Genomic DNA, 2,991 nt, shown 5'->3' on the forward strand with positions numbered 1-2,991 from the left:
GCTGCACCCGACGCATGATCGCGCGCAGCCGCGCCACCAGTTCACCCGGGGAACTGGGCTTGGGCACATAATCGTCCGCGCCAAGCTCCAGCCCGGTGATCCGGTCGATGTTGTCGCCCCGGGCCGTGAGCAACACCACCGGCACCTGGCTGCTGGCGCGGATGCGCCTGAGCACTTCTATGCCCGAGAGCCTGGGCAGCATCACGTCCAGCACCACAATGCTGTAGCGCCCCGACAGTGCCTCGACCTCACCCTCCTCGCCGGTGTGCACACAGGTCGCCTCAAAGCCTTCATGCTCCAGGTATTGGCCCAGCATTTCAGTCAGTTCCTGGTCATCGTCGACTAGCAATACGCGGATCATGGCGAGCTCGTGAAAGGGTACCCCCACAGTATCGCCCAGCCTCATCGCCCCGGGGCCAACCTTTACCTAACTTGACACTTGGTTAACCGCACCAAACCCGCGCCGCTCTTATGCTTGCCGTCCACCCGTCTGGCCGCGTTGTGGTGACCCGTCTGCGGCGAGTCATCCCGGCGCGCTTGCGCTGCTTGTCGATGTGTTCTGGAAAAGATCTTGATGAATTTTTCGCGCCTGCTCTGCTCGGTTGCGCTGCTGCTCAATGTCACACTTGCACACGCTGAAGCCTTCAAAATCTCGGATATCCGTATCAACGGTCTGCAACGGGTCTCGGCGGGCAGCGTGTTTGGTGCCTTGCCGCTGAACGTGGGGGACGAGGCGGATGATCGACGGCTGGTGGATTCCACCCGTGCGTTGTTCAAGACCGGCTTCTTCCAGGACATCCAATTGAGCCGCGACGGCACGGTGCTGATCATCAATGTGGTCGAGCGCCCATCGGTGTCCAGCATCGAGTTCGAAGGCAACAAGGCCATCTCCACCGAAGACCTGCTCAAGGGCATGAAGCAGTCGGGCCTGGCCGAGGGCGAGATCTTCCAGCGCGCCACCCTGGAAGGCATGCGCAACGAACTGCAGCGCCAGTACGTGGCCCAGGGTCGCTATTCGGCCACGGTCGACACCGAAGTGCAGCCGCAACCGCGCAACCGCGTGGGCCTGAAGGTCAAGATCGACGAAGGCTCCGTGGCCGCGATCCAGCACATCAACGTGGTGGGCAACCACGTGTTTACCGACAAGGAACTGATCGGCACGTTCACCCTCAAGACCAGCAACTGGCTGTCGTTCTTCACCAACGATGACAAGTACGCCCGTGAAAAACTCACCGGGGACCTGGAACGCCTGCGCTCCTATTACCTGGACCGTGGTTATATCAACATGGACATCACCTCGACCCAGGTGTCCATCACCCCGGACAAGAAGCACGTCTATATCACCGTCAACATCAACGAAGGCGAGAAATACACGGTGCGTGACGTGAAGCTCAGCGGCGACTTGAAAGTGCCCCAGGACCAGCTTGAAGCCCTGTTGCTGGTGCAGAAAGGCCAGGTGTTCTCGCGCAAGCTGATGACCACCACCTCGGACCTGATCACCCGGCGCCTGGGTAACGACGGCTACACCTTCGCCAACGTCAACGGCATGCCCACGCCCCACGATGAAGACCACAGCGTGGACATCGTGTTTGCGGTCGACCCGGGCAAACGGGCCTACGTGAACCGCATCAACTTCCGTGGCAACACCAAGACCGACGACCAGGTGCTGCGCCGGGAAATGCGCCAGATGGAAGGTGGCTGGGCGTCGACCTACCTGATCGACCAGTCCAAGGTTCGCCTTGAGCGCCTGGGCTTCTTCAAGGAGGTCAACGTCGAAACCCCGGCCGTGGCGGGGGTCGACGACCAGCTTGATGTGAACTACGCGGTCGAAGAACAAGCGTCCGGCTCGATTACCGCCAGCGTCGGTTTTGCCCAGGATGCCGGGCTGATCCTTGGCGGTTCGATCACCCAGAACAACTTCCTGGGCACCGGGGATTACGCCAGCCTGGGCCTGACCCGCTCGCAGTACCAGAGCAAGTACAACATTGGCTTTACCAACCCCTACTTCACGCCGGACGGGGTGAGCCTGGGCTATAACGCGTTCTACAGTGCCACCGATTACAACAACTACTACGACGATGGCAGCGGTGTTTCCTACTACTCCATCAACAGTTACGGCCTGGGGGCCACACTCGGGTACCCGATCAATGAAACCTCGCGGTTGAGTTTCGGCCTGACGGTGCAACACGACAGTATCGACCCGGGCATCTACAGCTCTGATGAGATTTACGATTTTCTTCAGCGCGAAGGCAGTGAGTTCACCAACTTCAAGGCCAACCTTGGGTGGTCGGAGTCGACGTTGAACAAAGGCGTGATGCCGACCCGTGGTTACTCGCAGAACCTGAACCTGACGGTGACGCTTCCGGGCAGTGACTTGAGTTTCTACAAACTCGATTATTCCGGGCAGACATTTGTACCGATCACCAATTCGACGACGCTGCGTTTGCATACCAAGCTCGGCTATGCCAACGGGTATGGCTCGACGGACGGCCTGCCGTTTTATGAAAACTACACGGCCGGGGGTGAAGGTTCGGTGCGCGGGTTTGAAAGCGGCACGCTTGGGCCGCGCAGTACGCCGGCGACCGGGGCGTATGCCAGTGCGGGCCAGCAGTACTACAGCGACCGCAGTCCTGAGGCGTTGGGGGGCAACATCCTGATTACCGGGGGGGCGGAATATCTGTTTCCGATGCCGTTCCTTAAAGATAATAAGTCGGTGCGTACGTCTGTGTTCTGGGATGTGGGTAACGTTTATTCGGACAAGTGTGCCCTCAGTACTACTCAGGGTTGTAATGGGGTTGACCTGAGTCAGCTGGGTGCCTCTGTGGGGGTTGGGGCTACGTGGTACAGCCCGTTGGGGCCGTTGAGTATCAACCTGGCGTTGCCGGTTCGTACGCCGGAGAATGCGACCAAACAGGTGTTCCAGTTCTCCATGGGGCAGAATTTCTGATCTGCCTGGGTACATATCCGTTTTTGCGGTTATGGCCGCTATTG

The 2,991-nt window shown here is 59.4% G+C and carries 2 protein-coding genes; one reads left to right on the plus strand and one right to left on the minus strand.

The window, feature by feature from the left end; all coding sequences use genetic code 11:
* Window positions 1–361: response regulator (locus tag HX846_RS04220; protein WP_178965022.1), on the minus strand; the 361-nt coding region annotated here is incomplete at its 3' end.
* Between the two features lie 213 nt (window positions 362–574).
* Between HX846_RS04220 and bamA the strand changes: the two genes are divergently transcribed.
* A complete protein-coding gene (gene bamA / locus HX846_RS04225; protein ID WP_008430482.1) occupies window positions 575–2,947 on the plus strand; it encodes an outer membrane protein assembly factor BamA in 2,373 nt (790 codons plus the stop codon).
* Window positions 2,948–2,991: the final 44 nt, after the last annotated feature.

The organism is Pseudomonas sp. K5002 (assembly GCF_013386655.1).
In the GTDB taxonomy this organism is placed as follows: domain Bacteria; phylum Pseudomonadota; class Gammaproteobacteria; order Pseudomonadales; family Pseudomonadaceae; genus Aquipseudomonas.

What these genes read in the sequence shown, in the direction of transcription:
- bamA (WP_008430482.1), top strand. Translation starts at nt 575, where the DNA reads ATGAATTTTTCGCGCCTGCTCTGCTCGGTTGCGCTGCTGCTCAATGTC.